General features: G+C 69.9%; 15 protein-coding genes. 6 read left to right on the forward strand and 9 right to left on the reverse strand.

The window, feature by feature from the left end; translation table 11 throughout:
• Nucleotides 1–170 precede the first annotated feature (170 nt).
• The 3 genes from ispF to ACZ6SQ_RS26325 form a co-directional block, all read right to left on the reverse strand.
• The gene (ispF, locus tag ACZ6SQ_RS26315) at nt 171–665 is read right to left on the reverse strand and encodes a 2-C-methyl-D-erythritol 2,4-cyclodiphosphate synthase (protein WP_469566202.1); all 495 of its coding nucleotides are present in this window, start codon (nt 663–665) and stop codon (nt 171–173) included.
• Entirely contained in the window at nt 655–1428 is a 774-nt protein-coding gene (ispD, locus tag ACZ6SQ_RS26320; RefSeq protein ID WP_469566206.1) for a 2-C-methyl-D-erythritol 4-phosphate cytidylyltransferase, read from the reverse strand. The genes ispF and ispD overlap by 11 nt, the downstream gene beginning before the upstream one ends.
• A gap of 323 nt (nt 1429–1751) precedes the next feature.
• Complete coding sequence (locus tag ACZ6SQ_RS26325) at nt 1752–2234, reverse strand: CarD family transcriptional regulator (protein ID WP_003953493.1); 483 nt, start codon at nt 2232–2234, stop codon at nt 1752–1754.
• 629 nt (nt 2235–2863) lie between these two features.
• On the opposite strand from ACZ6SQ_RS26325, the gene ACZ6SQ_RS26330 reads away from it, so the two are divergent.
• Nucleotides 2864–3499 carry a copper chaperone PCu(A)C domain-containing protein gene (locus tag ACZ6SQ_RS26330; protein ID WP_469566208.1) on the forward strand — a complete coding sequence of 212 codons (636 nt, stop codon included), beginning with the start codon at nt 2864–2866 and terminating at the stop codon, nt 3497–3499.
• A 99-nt stretch (nt 3500–3598) separates the two neighbouring features.
• Here the strand turns inward: ACZ6SQ_RS26330 and phoP are convergent, their stop codons facing one another.
• Nucleotides 3599–4270, reverse strand: a complete 672-nt coding sequence (gene phoP / locus ACZ6SQ_RS26335) for a two-component system response regulator PhoP (protein WP_466214042.1) — start codon at nt 4268–4270, stop codon at nt 3599–3601.
• A 5-nt stretch (nt 4271–4275) separates the two neighbouring features.
• Complete coding sequence (gene phoR / locus ACZ6SQ_RS26340) at nt 4276–5577, reverse strand: two-component system sensor histidine kinase PhoR (protein WP_469566210.1); 1302 nt, start codon at nt 5575–5577, stop codon at nt 4276–4278.
• A 294-nt stretch (nt 5578–5871) separates the two neighbouring features.
• Between phoR and phoU the strand changes: the two genes are divergently transcribed.
• Together phoU and ACZ6SQ_RS26350 are read left to right on the forward strand one after the other, a co-directional pair.
• Complete coding sequence (gene phoU / locus ACZ6SQ_RS26345; RefSeq protein ID WP_469566212.1) at nt 5872–6570, forward strand: phosphate signaling complex protein PhoU; 699 nt, start codon at nt 5872–5874, stop codon at nt 6568–6570.
• Between the two features lie 105 nt (nt 6571–6675).
• The gene (locus tag ACZ6SQ_RS26350; RefSeq protein ID WP_389327980.1) at nt 6676–6840 is read left to right on the forward strand and encodes a hypothetical protein; all 165 of its coding nucleotides are present in this window, start codon (nt 6676–6678) and stop codon (nt 6838–6840) included.
• A 101-nt stretch (nt 6841–6941) separates the two neighbouring features.
• On the opposite strand, the gene ACZ6SQ_RS26355 is transcribed toward ACZ6SQ_RS26350, so the two are convergent.
• The 3 genes from ACZ6SQ_RS26355 to ACZ6SQ_RS26365 all read right to left on the reverse strand — a co-directional run bounded on the left by ACZ6SQ_RS26355 (nt 6942) and on the right by ACZ6SQ_RS26365 (nt 12273).
• Nucleotides 6942–8231 (reverse strand): MDR family MFS transporter, encoded by a 1290-nt coding sequence (locus ACZ6SQ_RS26355; RefSeq protein ID WP_469566214.1) that lies wholly within the window; start codon nt 8229–8231, stop codon nt 6942–6944.
• A 556-nt stretch (nt 8232–8787) separates the two neighbouring features.
• Nucleotides 8788–10563, reverse strand: coding sequence for a stealth family protein (locus ACZ6SQ_RS26360; protein WP_469566216.1), 1776 nt, complete (start codon nt 10561–10563; stop codon nt 8788–8790).
• Nucleotides 10564–10575: 12 nt separating this feature from the next.
• Nucleotides 10576–12273 carry a stealth family protein gene (locus ACZ6SQ_RS26365; RefSeq protein WP_469566218.1) on the reverse strand — a complete coding sequence of 566 codons (1698 nt, stop codon included), beginning with the start codon at nt 12271–12273 and terminating at the stop codon, nt 10576–10578.
• 190 nt (nt 12274–12463) lie between these two features.
• Here ACZ6SQ_RS26365 and ACZ6SQ_RS26370 point away from each other — a divergent pair, with 190 nt between their 5' ends.
• A complete protein-coding gene (locus ACZ6SQ_RS26370) occupies nt 12464–13225 on the forward strand; it encodes a phosphoglyceromutase (protein ID WP_469566220.1) in 762 nt (253 codons plus the stop codon).
• A gap of 246 nt (nt 13226–13471) precedes the next feature.
• On the opposite strand, the gene ACZ6SQ_RS26375 is transcribed toward ACZ6SQ_RS26370, so the two are convergent.
• Nucleotides 13472–14263 (reverse strand): class I SAM-dependent methyltransferase, encoded by a 792-nt coding sequence (locus ACZ6SQ_RS26375; RefSeq protein WP_469566222.1) that lies wholly within the window; start codon nt 14261–14263, stop codon nt 13472–13474.
• A gap of 433 nt (nt 14264–14696) precedes the next feature.
• Between ACZ6SQ_RS26375 and ACZ6SQ_RS26380 the strand changes: the two genes are divergently transcribed.
• Both ACZ6SQ_RS26380 and ACZ6SQ_RS26385 read left to right on the forward strand, forming a co-directional pair.
• The gene (locus tag ACZ6SQ_RS26380) at nt 14697–15095 is read left to right on the forward strand and encodes a polysaccharide biosynthesis C-terminal domain-containing protein (RefSeq protein ID WP_469566265.1); all 399 of its coding nucleotides are present in this window, start codon (nt 14697–14699) and stop codon (nt 15093–15095) included.
• A complete protein-coding gene (locus ACZ6SQ_RS26385; RefSeq protein ID WP_469566224.1) occupies nt 15092–16330 on the forward strand; it encodes a hypothetical protein in 1239 nt (412 codons plus the stop codon). Before ACZ6SQ_RS26380 ends, ACZ6SQ_RS26385 begins: the two co-directional genes overlap by 4 nt.
• Nucleotides 16331–16423 lie beyond the last annotated feature (93 nt).

A 16423-nucleotide genomic window follows, 5' to 3' on the forward strand; every position in this document is an offset into this window, starting at 1 on the left:
CGCGGGGCCGCCGAGGCACCTGCGGTGGAACGCGGCACCGGTGCCGCCCCGAACACCCGGGTAGGACAAATGTTCCCTACGGTCGACCCGGGGCGGCCTCGCCGCGGGCACCCCCGTCGTGCCGCCGGACCTGCTCCGGCGCGGGCATCTCCGTCGTGCCGTCGCTGCCGTCAGGCCACCCGCGCCACGAGGGCGGTGGCGATCGCCATCAGGCCCTCGTCGCGGCCGGGGAAGCCGAGGCCGTCCGTCGTCGCGCCGGACACGGACACGCGTGCTCCCGCCGCCTCCGACAGGATCTTCTGCGCCTCGTCCCGCCGCTTGCCGATCTTCGGGCGGGGGCCCACAACCTGTACGGCGATGTTGCCGATGACGAAGCCCGCCTCGCGGACGATGCGGGCCGCCTCCGTCAGCAGGGTGACGCCCGACGCGCCCGACCACTCGGGGCGGCCGGTGCCGAAGTGCTGTCCCAGGTCGCCGAGCCCTGCGGCGGAGAAGAGCGCGTTGCAGGCGGCGTGGGCGACGACGTCGGCGTCGGAGTGGCCGGCCAGGCCGGGGCCCTCGCCCTCCCACTTCAGCCCGGCGCACCAGAGCTCGCGGCCGTCCTCGAAGGCGTGGATGTCGGTGCCGATGCCGACCTGCGGGAGCAGCGGTGCCTCAGAAGCCATCGTTGAGCCTCCTGCGGGCCAGGACCGCCTCGGCGAGGACGAGGTCGAGGGGGCGGGTGACCTTGAAGGCCTCCTCGTGGCCGGGGACGACCACGACGGGGAGACCGAGCTGCTCGATCATGCTCGCGTCGTCGGTGACGTTCTCGGTGACCGACGCGTGGGCGCGCTCCAGCGTGGCGCGGTCGAAGCCCTGGGGGGTCTGCACCGCGCGCAGCCGGGCGCGTTCCGGGGTGGCGAGGACGGGCTCGGGCGCGCCCGGGGCGGCGGCCGGCTCGACCTCCTTCACGGTGTCGGCGAGCGGCAGCGCGGGCACCACGGCGGGGGCGCCCTCGCGGACGGCCTCGATCACGGCGTCCACGGTGTCGACCGGCACCAGGGGGCGGGCCGCGTCGTGCACGAGGACGATGTCGTAGCCGGGCGGCAGGGCGTCCAGGCCGAGCCGGACCGATTCCTGGCGGGACTCGCCGCCGGGCACGACGAGGAAGTCGGTGCGGTCGGGCAGCGCGTGCGCGTCGAGCATCGACTTCACCTCGGCGGTGCCGTCGGGCGGGGCCACGACGAGCACCAGGGAGACCGCGCGGGAGGCGGCCATCGCGCGCACCGCGTGGATGAGCATCGGCGTGCCGTTCAGCGTGCGGAGCGCCTTCGGGGCACCCGGGCCCAGACGTACGCCCCGGCCGGCGGCCGGGATGACGGCGGCGGTACGTGCCGCACGGGCCTCGGAGGCGGTGTCCGAGGGCGAGGGACGCGAAACGTCAGACATCGGTTCCTGTCAGGTTTGTGTGCTCGGCCTTGGTGGGTATGGCCTCAGCGGTGCCTGCTGGGCACGGGTCGGCCGGACCCTTCCGTGACTTCCGGTCGAGCCGGTGCCCCGGGCCCGCACAGTACCGGGGGACACCCTCCGGCGTACGGAGTCGGCGCACCTTCGGCGTTCCGCCGTTCCTTCGTTCCGCGTCCGGATTTCCGAGTCCGGACACGGACATGCCGCAGCGCCCGGCGACAGGGAAAGTGTCATCGGGCACCGCGGCATATCGGTGTGCTGAGCCGACCGGACTCGCGCCCGGGTCAACGGGGCTCGCGCCGCCTCTAGGAGGCGAGAACCTCGTCGAGCAGGGCCTCGGCCTTGTCCTCGTTGGTGTTCTCCGCGAGGGCGAGCTCGCTCACCAGGATCTGGCGGGCCTTGGCGAGCATGCGCTTCTCACCCGCGGACAGTCCGCGCTCGCGCTCGCGACGCCACAGGTCACGCACGACTTCAGCGACCTTGATGACATCGCCGGAGGCGAGCTTCTCCAGGTTTGCCTTGTAGCGACGGGACCAGTTCGTGGGCTCCTCGGCGTACGGCGCGCGCAGCACCTCGAAGACCCGGTCGAGCCCGTCCTGCCCGACCACATCACGCACGCCGACGAACTCCGCATTGTCCGCTGGCACACGTACCGTCAGGTCACCCTGGGCGACCTTCAGCACCAAGTAGGTCTTGTCCACGCCTTTGATCTGGCGAGTTTCGATGGCCTCGATCAGCGCGGCCCCGTGATGGGGATAGACCACGGTGTCGCCAACCTTGAACGTCATGTGACAGGTACCCCTTCCGTGGCTATCCAGAGTAACACGGAAACGACGGTTCCTGAATGGCGTTTTCGCAGGTCAGGGCATATCTCGGGGCTTGACAACAGCAACACGGACGTGCTGCGGCGGGGTGGCGGAACCAGGTATTCGCAGGTCGGAGCGGCTCTCCGTACGGGCTGAAACGAGCACGTCACACAAGCCCGGAGACTCCTCCGCGCGGCCGAACATCCCGATATGTCCGCTTCCAAGTGATCGACTTCCGCTACTCCGTTCGGTGCGACGAGTCGGGTACCAGACGAATCCGGAATTGATCCGCTCAGTCGTCCGGCCCGGCCTCCGGTGATCAATTTCCGGGGCCTTGGCACATTCCTTCACGGAAAATTTGCGAGCGGGTCGCCGTGCATTGCGGCAGTGGTTTGTGTGAATGCCGGACGGGCCCCGCCCGAAGTGACTCCGGAGTCACCTTCACGGGTGCGTGAAGTCGCCATGTACCTCCCGCCGGGCGACGCGACCGGCCGGGGGGAGGGTCGGGTGCGGCCGCGCGGGAACGACTCGGTAACCTGGGGCCGCTGACAGACACTTAGAGCGGCTTTGTTCAGGAGAGCCGCCCCTGCGTTCAAGGAGATTCCGCCGCCGTGAGCAGCAGCCTTCGACGCGGCGCCCTCGCCGCCTCCGTCATCGCGTTCTCGATCGCCTCGCTCGCCGCCTGCGGTGCCGGCAACGACGCTCAGACCCTCGGCATCAAGCCGGACAACGCGGCGACCAGCGTCGGCGACATCAAGATCCAGAACGCCGTGGTGATCATCCAGCCCGAGCGCGACGCCGAGGGCCCGGCCGCGGTCTCCGCAACCCTGTTCAACTCCGGCGACTCCGCCCAGACGGTGGACTCCATCACCGTGGACGGCGTCGGCCCCACCGAGATCAAGCCCGCCGCGGGCGGCTCCCTGACCGTCCCGGCCGGCGGCTCCGTCGTCATCGGCGGCGAGGGCAACGCCTCCGCCGTGCTGGCCGACGGCAGCGCCCTCGTCGACGGTGCCAACCAGAACGTCACCTTCGCCTTCAGCGAGACCGGCGACGTGAGCCTGACCGCCTTCGTGGTGCCGTCCCAGAGCTACTTCTCCGGCTGGGGCCCGACCCAGGTCCCGTCCGCCCCGGCGGCCAGCCCCGCGGAGTCCGGCGAGCCCGCCGAGGGCACCACGGAGTCCCCCTCGGGCACGCCGACCGACCAGGCGTCCGCCTCCGAGACCGCGGAGGGCGAGGCCGGTCACTGACCTGCCGCAGCCGTACGACGAAGGGCGGGACCTCCGAGGAGGTCCCGCCCTTCGTCGTCGTCAGGGACGCCGGCCGCGCGACAGGCGCATGGCTACGGCCTACGGCTCGAACTTGTACCCCAGGCCACGCACCGTCACCAGGTAGCGCGGGGCGCCCGGGTCCGGTTCGATCTTGGCGCGCAGGCGCTTGACGTGGACGTCGAGGGTCTTGGTGTCACCGACGTAGTCGGCGCCCCAGACGCGGTCGATCAGCTGCATACGGGTCAGCACCCGGCCGGCGTTGCGCAGCAGCATCTCCAGCAGGTCGAACTCCTTCAGCGGGAGGTCGACCTTGGAGCCCGACACCGTCACCACGTGGCGGTCGACGTCCATGCGGACCGGGCCGGCCTCCAGGGCGGCCGGGGCCACCTCCTCCGGCTCGCCGCGGCGGCGCAGCACCGCGCGGATGCGGGCGACCAGCTCGCGGGAGGAGAAGGGCTTGGTGACGTAGTCGTCGGCCCCTATCTCCAGGCCGACGACCTTGTCGATCTCGCTGTCCTTGGCGGTCACCATGATCACGGGGACGTTGGAGCGGCCGCGCAACTGACGGCACACCTCCGTGCCCGGCAGGCCGGGCAGCATCAGGTCGAGGAGGACGAGGTCGGCGCCGTTGCGCTCGAACTCGTCGAGTCCGTCGGGGCCCGTGGTCGCGACTGCGACCTCGAAGCCCTCCTTGCGGAGCATGTACGACAGGGCGTCGGAGAAGGACTCCTCGTCCTCGACGACGAGCACTCGGGTCACGGAAGGACCTCCGGGGCGGAAAGCGTCTGGTACGCGGTTGACTCGGGGGAAGGGGAAGACGTGGTGCGGGACGTGTGGGCCGTGTGTCCCGGCGCGCCCGGGTCGCTCTCGTCGTCGAGGGCGGGGTGCTGGTGCGCGCGGTCGCGGGCGGCGCCCGCCTCCGGCAGTCGCAGGGTGAACGTGGAGCCCTGTCCCTCCGAGCTCCACACCGTGACCTCCCCGCCGTGTGAGGCGGCCACGTGTTTGACGATCGCGAGGCCCAGACCCGTACCGCCGGTGGCGCGGGAGCGGGCGGGGTCCACGCGATAGAAGCGCTCGAAGATGCGCTCCTTGTCCTTGTCGGAGATGCCGATGCCCTGGTCGGTCACGGCGATCTCGATCGATTCGCCGCCGACCCCGTTCACCCGGCGGGCGGCTATGCCGACGCGGGTACGGGCGGGCGAGTAGTTGACGGCGTTCTCCACGAGGTTGCCGAGGGCGGCCGCGAGCTGGCCGCGATGACCCCACACATGCAGGTCCGCGTGGCCGCCGGCGGCCATGGTGATCTGCTTGGTGCCCGCCTGGTGGCGGCAGCGGTCGATGGCCTCGGCGACCAGTTCGTCCACCCGGACCGGCTCGGCGTCCTCCAGCGGGTCGTCGTTCTGCACCCGGGAGAGGTCGATCAGTTCCTGGACCAGGTTGGTCAGCCGGGTCGCCTCGATCTGCATACGGCCCGCGAAGCGCTGGACGGCCTCGGGGTCGTCGGAGGCGTCCATGACGGCCTCGGAGAGCAGGGAGAGCGCACCGACCGGGGTCTTGAGCTCATGGCTGACGTTCGCGACGAAGTCCCGCCGGACCGCTTCTATGCGCCGGGCCTCGGTGAGGTCCTCGACGAGCAGCAGCACCAGACGGGAGCCGAGCGGGGCGACCCGGGCGGAGACCGCGAGTGCCTCGCCGCGGCCGCTGCCGCGCTTGGGGAGGTCCAGCTCCACCTGCCGTATCTCGCCGTCCCTGCGGGTGTCGCGGGCCATCTGGAGCATCGGCTCCACCGCGAGCTTGCCGCCGCGCACCAGACCGAGGGCGTACGCCGCGGAGCTCGCCTTGACCACGGCGTCCGCCTCGTCGAGGACGACGGCCGAGGAGCGCAGCACCGACAGCACGGTGTCGACGCCCGGCGGGAGCACGGGGTCGGTGTGCAGAGAGGTCCTGGTGGGCCGGCTCAGGTCGCGTTCGCTCCAGCGGAACGCCAGCATGGCGATGACGCCGGTGAGCACCCCGGCGATCGCTGCCGCTGCGGCGACCGCCGCGTTCACGTCCATGCGTCCAGGTTAGGCATGGCGAACGGTATGGCCACAGCCATGGATATGCGACCTCGAACACTCGTCGCCCAGAGTTCACCTTGGAGCCAGTGCTGATTCATTTGGGGTGGCCGAAACGGACGCGTACAGGGCCGAACGTGGGAACGTAGGGGCGGAACCCCCTGGGAACTGTTGAGCGACCGCGGGGGCGAGCCCCCATGAGATCGCGGGGCCGGTGCTCGCGGCCACCCGGGGCCGGGCCCCGGGTGGCCGCGGGGGCGCCACCCCCTGGAAGACGCACGAGAGGGAACCCTGATGCGGGACGCGTACCACGAGGAACTGGACTCGATCGGCGACGGTCTGGTCGAGATGGCCCGGCTGGTCGGGTCGGCGATCGGACGCGCCACCACGGCCATGCTCGACGCCGACCTGAAGCTGGCCGAGCATGTGATCGAGGCCGACAAGAAGGTCGACGAGCTCCAGCACGACCTGGAGGCCCGCGCCATAGCGCTGCTGGCTCGCCAGCAGCCGGTGGCGACGGACCTGCGGATCGTGGTGACCTCGCTGCGCATGTCCGCCGATCTGGAGCGCTCCGGCGACCTCGCCCAGCACGTGGCGAAGCTGGCCCGGCTGCGCTTCCCCGAGCGGGCCGTGCCGCAGGACCTGCACGCCACGATTCTGGAGATGGGCCAGCTCGCGCAGCGCCTGATGGCGAAGGCGGCCGAGGTCATCGTCACCAAGGACATCGACCTGGCGCTGCAGCTGGAGCAGGACGACGACGCGATGGACCTGCTGCACCGCACGCTCTTCCAGCACCTGATGGACGACCGCTGGAAGCACGGCATCGAGACGGCCGTCGACGTCACCCTGCTCGGCCGCTACTACGAGCGGTTCGCCGACCACGCGGTGTCCGTGGCCAAGCGCGTGGTGTTCCTGGTGACGGGTGAGCACGCGGACGAGTTCCAGCAGGACAGCCAGCCGGAGATCCAGCCGGCGGGCGGGGACGCGGCCTAGCCGGCGGGCGGGGACGCGGCCCGGCGGTTTCGCCTCCGTGCGCCGTTGATGCGCCCGGTGGCGCGGGCATGCAATGGGTAAAGCCACCAGCCCATAGGAGGGACCATGGCCGAAGCCCCCGGTACGTCCAGTGGCACGCCCGACCCCACGCAGGAACGCGCGACCGAGCAGCCCGCCGAGATCCGGAACCTCATGGTGATCGGCGCCTGCGGCTGCGGCTCGGGCTGCGGCTGCGGCTGCCAGTCGGGCAATCCCTGCCAGTGCGGCTGACCAGCGTCGAGAAACGCGAGGCCCCCGGTGTGCGGCACCGGGGGCCTCGTCATGTCCGCCTTCCCGGCGCCGGGTGAGGGGGCTCGGCCGGGTGTGGGGGCTCAGCTAGGCGTGGTGCTCGGCTCGCCGTCCGGGAGGGTGTCCGGCAGCGGGCGTACGGCCACGGGCTTCGGCTCCGCCGAGGCGGGCTCCTGGGGCAGCGAGCGCATCAGGAGCCAGTAGCCCGCCGCCGCGATCGTGCCGATCACCGCGCAGGCGCCCCAGAGCCACTCCGCGCCGAGGTGGTCGAGGAAGACACCGGACATCAGCGGGGCGACCAGCGCGGCGACGGACCAGGACATCGTGTACATGCCCTGGTAGCGGCCGCGGCCGTGCACCGGGGAGAGACGGACGACGACGCCGGTCTGGGTGGGCGCGTTGACGATCTCGGCGAGGGTCCAGACGCACACCGTCAGGGCGAAGGCGGCCACCGAGCCAGCGAAGGCCGTCAGCGCGAAGCCGTAGCCCGCGAGCAGCGACGACACCACCAGCAGCCACTGCGGGTCGCGGTGTTCGATGAAGCGGGTGACCGGGATCTGGAGGGCGACGATCAGCACGCCGTTCACGGCGATGGCCAGGCCGTAGTCGGCGGGCGTGAAGCCGGCCTCGCCCATGGCGACGGGCAGGCCGACCGCGCCCTGCTGGAAGATCAGCGCGACCAGGAAGGACAGCCCGACGACGCCCATGAAACGGCCGTCGCGCAGCACCGTGCCGAGGCCGACCTCGTCGTCCTTGCCCTGCTCCCCGGCCGTCCTCGCGGGCCGTGACTCCGGCAGCTTCAGGAAGACCACGATCGCGCAGGCCAGGGTCATGGCCCCCTCGATGAGGAAACCGGCGAGATAGCTGACCTCGGCGATGAAGCCCGCGCCCGCCGAGGAGACGGCGAAGCCGAGGTTGATCGCCCAGTAGTTGAGGGAGAACGCGCGGACCCGGTCCTCGGGACGCACGATGTCCGCCATCATCGCCTGCACGGCGGGCCGGGAGGCGTTGGAGGCCATGCCGACCAGGAAGGCCACGGCGGCGATGGCGGCGGGGTGGTGCATGAAGCCGAGCAGGGCGACCGAGAAGGCGGTGGAGGTCTGGGCGATCAGCAGTGTGGGCCTGCGGCCCAGCCGGTCCGTCATCACGCCCGCGCCCAGCGAGGAGATCACACCGCCGAGCCCGTGCAGGGCGGCGGCCAGACCGGCGTACGAGGCGGAGTAGCCGCGGTCGAGCGTGAGGTAGAGCGCCATGTACGTGGCGACGAACGCGCCCAGCCGGTTGACCAGCGTGCTGGTCCACAGCCACCAGAACGCGGGTGGGAGGCCGGAGACCGACTCCCGCACGGCACGTCTCAACGAGGCTGGTGACATTGCGTATCCCCCACGGCTGTAAGCGGCTCAAGCAGCAGCCACAACTTACGAATTCGGCTGCCGCGAATGCCACCGAATTGACGGGGGGCGTCAATCGTGGGGCGGGCGTCACGGCTGAGGTCAGATCGTCATCCGCACCCGGCGCTGCAAGGTGCCTCCCCTGGAGGGGACCCCCAGCGCCCACCCGTGCCGCCCATGGGGCGCGGGGCTGTATCGATGTGCGGCTCCGCCGCGTGAGCGCGACCAGCCACCCCATAAGGGGCGCGAGGAACTGCGCGACCAGCAACAGGCGGGCCGGCAGCCAAACGACGCAGACCAGCCACCCCATAAGGGGCGCGGGGAACTGCGCGAACGGCCACGCACGCCCCGCAGGCGAACCACGCAGGTCAGCCACCCCAAACAGGGGCGCGAGGAACTGCGCGACCAGCCACGCACGCCCCGCAGGCGAACCACGCAGACCAGCCACCCCAAACAGGGGCGCGGGGAACTGCGCGAACGGCGGCGGGGCGGCCCGCAGACCAACCGCCCCTCAGGGGCAGCTGGGGGGACGCCCCCCTCAGCGCCTGACCCTCGCCGCCCTGTCGCGCGGCAGCGCCTGCGCTCCCACCACCGGCTTCTTCTCGAACCGGCTGGGGAACGGGTACTTGCGCTCGAGGAAGGACCGGATCGCCTTCTGGGCCGCCGCACGGGCCGCCGGAGGCGTGTCCACGTCGTTCAGACAGAAGAAGTCGACGTCCTCGCCCGCCGCGAGCCGCGCCAGCCGCTGCTTCATGTCGGGCGAGCCCAGCTGCACATAGCGGAAGAGGTACTCCGCCGGCACGGCCCGCCCGGTCGCGATCGCCCAGTGGTGGTGAAGGGTCGACGCGGGCGCGACGTCCGAGGTGGAGCGGAACCGGGAGTACGAGGTGCGCTCCAGCTCCTCGATGCCGAGGCCCTCCATCTCCCGCATCACCGAAAGCAGTTGGGGATGCGGGGTGTGCAGGGACTTCTGGGTGATCTGCCGCCCGTGGAACCGCTTGATCACCTCACGGGTGTTCTTGCCCGCCGAGTTCGGCGCGGGCTCCAGGGGATGCGGAGCGCCCACCCCGAGCTTCAGCGGCGAGAACGGGATCCGCGCGATACCGCTGCCGTGGAAGAAGTGCTCGGCTCCCACGGGGCGGTTGATGAACACGTCGTCGTTGAAGTACAGGAACTGGTCCGACAGGCCCGCTATGTGGTGCAGGCGGCTCTCGATCGCGTGCGAGTTGAACACCGGCAGCGCGTCCGCCGGGAGGATGTCCCGGTGGTCGACGACCGTGATGCCCTCGGCCTCCGGGTCCAGCCAGGCCGGCACCTGGGAGTCGGTCACCAGGTACACGTGCCGGACGAAGCCGGCGTACATCTCCAGCGAGCGCAGGGCGTACTTCAGCTCGTCGTGGCTGGTGTAGCGGGAGTCGCCGGTCTCGCGCGCGGCGATGACGTTGTCGGACCGCTCCTGGTGGGCGCGGCGCTTGGCGGCCATCGCCGGGTCGTTGCCGTCGACCCAGGTGTAGACGGCGTCGACGGGGAACAGCACGTCGTCGATGCCCGGCTCGGCGAACGCGGCGAACGTCGGCACGGCGCGGCGGTGCCCCTCCGCCTCGGCCGGCTTCTGCGCGGACTCCGGGAGGACCTCGGAGACCGGGTTGCGGCGCGGGGCGACCAGGGCTGCGCCGTAGACGTCCTCCAGCCGGTCGCCGGGCACGGTCAGATGGGCGGGCTCGCCGCCCAGGTCCCGGCCGTGCCGCCAGAACTCGATGTCGCAGCCCGACTCCAGCCCGCTGAGCACCTGCCCGGCCGGGCCGAGCCGCACCAGGCCGGTCCGCAGGACCGAGGCGCCGCGCAGCGCCCGCGGCAGCCTGCCGTCGGCCCACAGCACCGCGCTCGACACGCTGCCGTCGGCCGCGACGGCAGCGACGTAGGCCGCCGTGCCCGCGAAGCTCTGCAGGGCGCGGGCCAGGACGGCGCCGCGGTGCTCCTGCGCGACCCCGACCACCTGGCGCGGGGCGCCGCCGCCGTGGCCGGAGGGGACCAGGAAGTACGGCACACCGGCCGCCTCCAGCAGCGTGCAGACCTGTTCCAGGTCCGCCTCGGCGGCGTCGGCGGCGGTGTAGCCCGTGACCATGGACCCGTACAGCCGCGACGGTCCGAAGGCGACCTTGCGCAGCCCGGGGACCGTGCGCCGCAGGCGGCGGCGCGAGCGGGACCCGCGCAGCACCCACAGCCGGGCGGCCAGCCACAGCCGGAGGCGGAGCAGCAGGTCCCGGGCGGCCCGCATGCCCGCGGGTGCCGGCAGGCGGTGACGTATCTCCATGGTCTCGGTCCGTCAGTTCCGCTTCTCGAAGGGGCTGGGGAACGGGAAGTAGTTCTCCAGGAACTCGGACATCCGCACGTGCACCTGCTCGCGCTCCTCCGGTGCCACGTCGACGTCGTTGAGGCAGAAGAAGTCGAACCGGCGGGTCGCCTTCAGGTCCTCCAGCCGCTTCTCGGCGTCGGGGCGGCTGATGTTGACGTAGCGGAAGCCGAACTTGCCCGGCACACCGCTGCCCTTGATCAGCGAGTAGTTGTAGAGCATCGGAGCCGTCACGGCGATGTCCGACGGGGAGCGGAAGCGGGACGCCGTGGTGCGCTGCATGTCCTCGGGGAACAGCTCCTCCAGCTCCAGGAGCGTGCCGCGGTGCTGCGGGAGCGGGGTGTGCATGAAGTTGTTCGTGGTCATCTTCCCGAACTTCTCCATCAGCAGCGCGCGCACGTTCTTGCTGGCGGAGTTGGTGGCCGTCTCCTCGGCGTGCGGCTTGCCGACACCGATCTTGAGCGGGGACACCGGGACGCGCAGCAGGCCGCTGCCGTGGAAGAAGTGCTCCGGGGTGATCCGGCGGCCGGCGAACACGTCGTCGTTGAAGTACAGGTAGTGCTCGGACAGGCCCGGGATGTGGTGCAGCCGGGTCTCGATCGCGTGCGAGTTGAACACCGGCAGGACGTCCGCGGGGAAGATGTCGCGGTGGTCGACGACCGTGATGCCCTCGGCGGTGTCGTCCAGCCAGTGCGGCTTCTGGCCGTCGGTGACGATGTAGATGTGCCGCACGAAGTCGGCGTACATCGCGAGCGAGCGCAGCGAGTACTTCAGCTCGTCGTGGCTGGTGTAGCGGGAGGCGTTGGTCTCCTTGTCCAGGATCTCGGCGGTGCCGCGGTCCTGGTACTTGGCGCGCTTGGCCCGCATCGCGGGCTCCTCGCCGTCGACCCAGGTGTAGACGACGTCGACGGGGAACGTGACGCGATTCACAGGGTCCAGGGTCAGCGGGGCGAAGCTCGGCAGCTCCCGCTCGCCGACCTTCACCATGACCGGCTTCTGCTCGGAGGCGGGCAGAACGTCGGTGATGCCGTTGTTGCGCGGCGCGATCAGGGACTCACCGAATATGTCCTCGGAGGCCTGCGGCTGCACCTTGGCGAGCCGGGCCTCGCCCGCCTCGGTGGCCAGCAGGCGGCCGCCGTCCTCCCAGAACTCCACGTCGCAGGCCAGCTCGGGGCCGGCCAGCAGCTGGCCCTTAGGGCCGAGGAGGTTCTCTCCGACGCGCAGCACGGGTGCCGTGCGCAGTCCGGAGGGCAGAACACCGTCCAGGAACATCGCGGGGTGCTTGAGCTGCCCGCCGGGCACCGGCCGGCCGATGAACACGGCCTTGCCCTCGTACAGCTTCTCGAGTGCCGCGATGAAGCGCGCGCGGTCCACGGAGTTGACGCCGACGATGTGGCGGGTCCGGGCGGTCGGCACCAGGAAGAAGGAGATGTTCGCCTTCTCCAGCGCGGCGACCACCAGGTCGAGGTTGGAGGCGGCGGCACCGGCGGCCGTGAACTCCGTCACGACCCGCCCGTAGAGCTGCTGGCCGCGCACGTCGATGGGACGCAGCACGGGGTCCGTGACCGCTGCTCTGCGGCGTCGCCGCATCGTCCGCAGCTGCCAGACTCGCTCGGCGGCCTTCCGCTCGACTCGCGGACGCATCCGCCGCGCAAAGGAACGCACGGTCACGTTTCTGTGCTCCTCATCTGAACCGCTACACCTGCGCTGATGGGACAGGTGGATGTGGCAATAGGTTGTGGAAGAGTTCACCTTAATTTAGACAAGCGCCCGGCCGCCTCTCCCACCACCCACCGGACGGCCCGATGGGGCCAAGGCCACACTCGGACCGGCCCCGGTTTCGTTAGGTAGGCTCAAGGCCATGGCCGACGCACCGTACAAGCTGATCCTCCTCCGCCACGGCGAGAGCGAGTGGAACGCGAAGAACCTGTTCACCGGCTGGGTGGACGTGAACCTCAACGAGAAGGGCGAGAAGGAGGCAGTCCGCGGTGGCGAGCTCCTGAAGGACGCCGACCTTCTCCCCGACGTGGTCCACACGTCCCTCCAGAAGCGCGCGATCCGCACGGCGCAGCTCGCCCTGGAGTCCGCGGACCGCCACTGGATCCCGGTCCACCGCTCCTGGCGCCTGAACGAGCGCCACTACGGTGCCCTGCAGGGCAAGGACAAGGCCCAGACCCTCGCCGAGTTCGGCGAGGAGCAGTTCATGCTGTGGCGCCGCTCGTACGACACCCCGCCGCCGCCGCTCGAGGACGGCACCGAGTTCTCCCAGTCCGGCGACCCGCGCTACGCGACGATCCCGCCGGAGCTGCGCCCGCGCACGGAGTGCCTGAAGGACGTCGTCCAGCGGATGCTCCCGTACTGGTACGACGGCATCGTCCCGGACCTGCTGGCCGGCCGCACGGTCCTGGTCGCCGCCCACGGCAACTCGCTGCGCGCCCTGGTCAAGCACCTGGACGGCGTCTCCGACGCCGACATCGCGGGCCTGAACATCCCCACGGGCATCCCGCTCGCCTACGAGCTCGACGCCGACTTCAAGCCGGTCGTCCCCGGCGGCACGTACCTCGACCCCGAGGCGGCCGCGGCGGCGATCGAGGCGGTCAAGAACCAGGGCAAGAAGAAGTAAGGTTTGTGATCATGCCTCTCACCTGCGCATACAGCGCGGATGGGAGGCATTTTCGTGCTCCGGACCTCTTGCCCCTGTAGGACATGCCCAAGCCGCAGAGCTTTCAACGGACGGTTGAAGACCCACGCCGACGTGCCTGGACTCAGCACGAGGCATACCGGCTCGGCGAAGCTGGTGGGGGCGAGCCGGCACAGCGCTCCCCGGCCGTTCGGAGACACGGCCGTCCCGGCCGGCCCGACGGCTGGGTCAGCCCGGCTTGACCGCCAGCGTCGCGAAATAGTTCGACATGTAGTGAGCGGATGCGTCGGATTGGTGCGGCGCTTCCGCGAAGCCGGTGAGGACGAACCCCTCGGCGAGTTGCCCGCCGATCTGGTCGGTGAGGGTGTGGCTGTATTCGAGAGCGGCATCCGCGCCGAACTTCGTGGCGCGTTCCTCGGCGGAGTACTGCGTGACATCGCTGTAGGGCAGCCTGTGCACGACGATCAGCTCGCCGCGCTCGTCGAGCGCCTCGTGGTCGAACAAGTACACATCAGGGTTGATGAAGCCCGCGAGCAGAGTTCCACCCGGTCGCAGGACGCGGAAGCACTCACGCCACACCGGTGCCAAGTCCGGTACGAACAGGTTGGAGACCGGATGGAATACGACGTCGAATGTTGCGTCACCGAAGGCGCTGAGGTCGCGCATGTCACCCAGGACGGTGCGCAGCTCGAGTCCGTCGCGCGCCGCCACCATCCGGTCCTGGCCCAGCTGGCGGGGTGAGTTGTCGAATACGGTGACCCGCGCCCCCGCGGCGGCGAGGATCGGGCCCTGCTGGCCACCGCCGGAGGCCAGGCACAGCACGTCCTTGCCGGTCAGGTCCGTCGACAGCCAGGAGCGGTCGACGGGCTCACGGCCGATGAGAACGATCGACCAGTCGCCCATGCGGGCGCGCGCCACATCCTCGGCACTCACCGGCCTCGACCACTCGATGCCCTCCTGGACATATTTGTCCCAGGCTGCCCGATTGTGAGCAACGGGGTCGACACCATCGTCCTGCACGTTTGACTCCCTGCTACAGCCCAGCGGACACCTGCGGTACGGACAGTTCGGTGCCGCTAGCCAACACGAATGCAAGGTGCGGGCTCAACGAGATTTAGCGGGCATCGAAGTGTCCACGGGCTCGCGGCGGTGACCCGGTGCGCCACCGGCCCTTCGGTGTCGTCGGCGCCGCCGACGCGTAGGTCCGGCGGGGCGCGGATGCCGCTCTCGTGGGACTGGTGTGCGGCCTGCCCGGGACGCTTGGGCTGGTGAGAACGGGCTCCTCTGGTCGCCGACTTGGCGCCTTCTGCAACGAGCATCCGGCCGAACTCCTAGCCTGGTCACTGGTCCGGCCGGCCCGCGGCCTGGTCCGGTGGGCAGGGCGGCTCGGAGTGGGATTTCCCGGAAGGTGAACGCGTCGATGCGGAGCGACTCTCTCTTGATCATCAGCGAGATGCCGGACCGAGGGGATGAGCGAGGGAACAGTTTCTCGGTGGGTGGTGAGTTGTTGCGGTCCCTGAGCTCTGCCGAGGACATACACGTCACATCGCTCCGGCCGCATCACGTTCGCGGGAATCATTACCATCTGGCGCGCAACGAACTGCTCGTCATCGTCGCCAGGGATCGATGGTCGCTGCACTGGGACTCCGGTCCGGGATCGGAGAGAAGTCGGCGGACCTTTCCTGGGCCCGGGGCGGTGGCGGTTGCTGTCCCTCCGTCCGTCTCTCATGCCGTGAGGAACGACGGGGAAGCGGAATTGTTTATTTTCGCTGTCACCGACGGGCCGTACGACCCGGAGAACCCCGATGCCTTCAGGCGGATCGTGATCGACGAAGAAGGGGGCGGGCAGTGAGTGATTCTCCCGTTCTTCCGACCTTCTGTCATATCAATGAATACGAGATCAAAGGCTACAAGGACCTGCGTTGCATGGTCGCTTCGAGTGATCCCCTCTATCTTTGGGGTCCCTCGAGCGCCCTCCTGAAAGACCCTCGGTGCTCGATCACGCCCAAGGAGTTCATCAAGTATCTGGAGAAGGGCAACATCAGGGTAGTTGCGCGAGAGGACTGGCTGCTGTCCCGGCCGCTCCGGGATCGGCATCCGTGGGGCGGTGCCCAGTGGAACGATGAGATCGACGGGGTCATCAAGTCGATCTGCGTCGAGGACGCGGCGAGCGATCCGCTGGACAGGAGGGTGCTGCTGGCGCCACCGGAGGAAGGTCGCGACTGGGCCACGCGGTATGTGGACGAGCATCCCGATCAGATCCAGAAATGGGATCGCATCATCGCGAGGAACGATGCCCATCGGAAAATACCTCTTGGCACCCTGGAGACGGCCAGGAGATTTGCGGGTGATCCGCGAATGGCCGCGATCAGCGTGCTCCGCGACGCCTACAACCACGGGCAGGCCGCCAGATTCGCCCATCAGGACAGCATCACGTTTCTCATGAGCCCGGCGGACAGGGTGTTCGCCAAGACTTTGGGAAGCGCCCGGCTGGCCGAAAGGACGCTGGGCGGCTTCCAGCCGTCGGGACAGAATGCGGCTGAGCCCTCCAAACGCTCCGCCGCTTCACAGCGCCGCCTGGAGGAGACCACGCTCCAGGTGCTGGACATGCTGCGGCGGATGGACTTCAGGGGCGGGCCGCAGAATCTGAATCAATTCATGGGGAGCAGTGGTCGTTCCGACCTGGTTAAATGGCTCAGAACCGTACGGGACGACATCGAGGAAAGAGGGCTGCAGAAGGTAGACGGCATCATCGTCGAAAAGATCAGGAAGCAGGTCATGGACGGCGAATTCCCGGTCGGGGTGAAGGAATGGATCAGCCATCCGGCGGCCACCTCCATGAGTGCCGGCGGTCTCGCTGTGACCGTGGCGTCGACCGCCGTCGATCCTGCCAATGCCTTGGGACTTGCCGGGCTGGCGATCTCGGCTCTCACCATGGCCAGCGGCCTCAGCAAGATGGTCGGCCTCACCCCGGCCCATTACACCGGCCCGCAATGGCCCTTCCTGTACATGTACGGAAAATCAGCCAGTATACGACGCCATAAGGAAATGCTGGCGGTACTGACGGCCGTGGCGCCGGATGCCTGAGTGTCAGCGGCCCGGCACGGCGGCGGAGAGTCCACACCCGCCTGAGCGGGCCCCCGCTGGTGCGGAAGGCCCGCTCCGGTGAAGGTGACCCGG

The organism is Streptomyces sp. NPDC048600 (assembly GCF_055587025.1).

Bases quoted from the DNA above. Each gene is read 5' to 3' on its own strand.
- ispF (WP_469566202.1), bottom strand. From the start codon at position 665: ATGGCTTCTGAGGCACCGCTGCTCCCGCAGGTCGGCATCGGCACCGAC.
- ispD (WP_469566206.1), bottom strand. From the start codon at position 1,428: ATGTCTGACGTTTCGCGTCCCTCGCCCTCGGACACCGCCTCCGAGGCC.
- ACZ6SQ_RS26325 (WP_003953493.1), bottom strand. From the start codon at position 2,234: ATGACGTTCAAGGTTGGCGACACCGTGGTCTATCCCCATCACGGGGCC.
- phoR (WP_469566210.1), bottom strand. From the start codon at position 5,577: ATGGACGTGAACGCGGCGGTCGCCGCAGCGGCAGCGATCGCCGGGGTG.
- phoU (WP_469566212.1), top strand. From the start codon at position 5,872: ATGCGGGACGCGTACCACGAGGAACTGGACTCGATCGGCGACGGTCTG.
- ACZ6SQ_RS26350 (WP_389327980.1), top strand. From the start codon at position 6,676: ATGGCCGAAGCCCCCGGTACGTCCAGTGGCACGCCCGACCCCACGCAG.
- ACZ6SQ_RS26355 (WP_469566214.1), bottom strand. From the start codon at position 8,231: ATGTCACCAGCCTCGTTGAGACGTGCCGTGCGGGAGTCGGTCTCCGGC.
- ACZ6SQ_RS26360 (WP_469566216.1), bottom strand. From the start codon at position 10,563: ATGGAGATACGTCACCGCCTGCCGGCACCCGCGGGCATGCGGGCCGCC.
- ACZ6SQ_RS26370 (WP_469566220.1), top strand. From the start codon at position 12,464: ATGGCCGACGCACCGTACAAGCTGATCCTCCTCCGCCACGGCGAGAGC.
- ACZ6SQ_RS26380 (WP_469566265.1), top strand. From the start codon at position 14,697: ATGCCGGACCGAGGGGATGAGCGAGGGAACAGTTTCTCGGTGGGTGGT.